Origin of the sequence: Holdemanella sp. MSK.7.32 (assembly GCF_024460475.1) — a bacterium.
Taxonomy (GTDB): domain Bacteria; phylum Bacillota_I; class Bacilli_A; order Erysipelotrichales; family Erysipelotrichaceae; genus Holdemanella.
The window spans coordinates 1-324 of record NZ_JANFYN010000137.1 but is presented as its reverse complement, the minus strand read 5'-3'; the positions used below and the strand labels follow the sequence as shown (position 1 = coordinate 324).

General features: G+C 48.1%; 4 tRNA genes. All 4 read left to right on the top strand.

The features are described from left to right. The 4 genes from NE544_RS12165 to NE544_RS12150 all read left to right on the top strand — a co-directional run bounded on the left by NE544_RS12165 (position 1) and on the right by NE544_RS12150 (position 323). A tRNA-Val gene (locus tag NE544_RS12165) sits at positions 1–76 on the top strand. A 7-nt stretch (positions 77–83) separates the two neighbouring features. Next, positions 84–159, top strand: a tRNA-Thr gene (locus NE544_RS12160). Between the two features lie 5 nt (positions 160–164). Then, a tRNA-Lys gene (locus NE544_RS12155) sits at positions 165–240 on the top strand. Positions 241–249: 9 nt separating this feature from the next. Beyond that, positions 250–323: transfer RNA gene (locus NE544_RS12150), tRNA-Gly, on the top strand. The last annotated feature ends 1 nt before the right edge of the window (position 324 follow it).

Below are 324 nucleotides of genomic sequence, written 5' to 3'. Positions count from 1 at the left end.
GGAGGTTTAGCTCAGTTGGGAGAGCATCTGCCTTACAAGCAGAGGGTCAGCGGTTCGAGTCCGTTAACCTCCACCATTTAAATGCCGACTTAGCTCAATTGGTAGAGCAACTGACTTGTAATCAGTAGGTTGTGGGTTCAATTCCTATAGTCGGCACCACTTGTGACCCGTTAGCTCAGTTGGTAGAGCATTTGACTTTTAATCAAAGGGTCGGGCGTTCGAATCGCCCACGGGTCACCACTTATATTTGCAGGTGTAGTTCAATGGTAGAACTTCAGCCTTCCAAGCTGACTACGTGAGTTCGATTCTCATCACCTGCTCCAT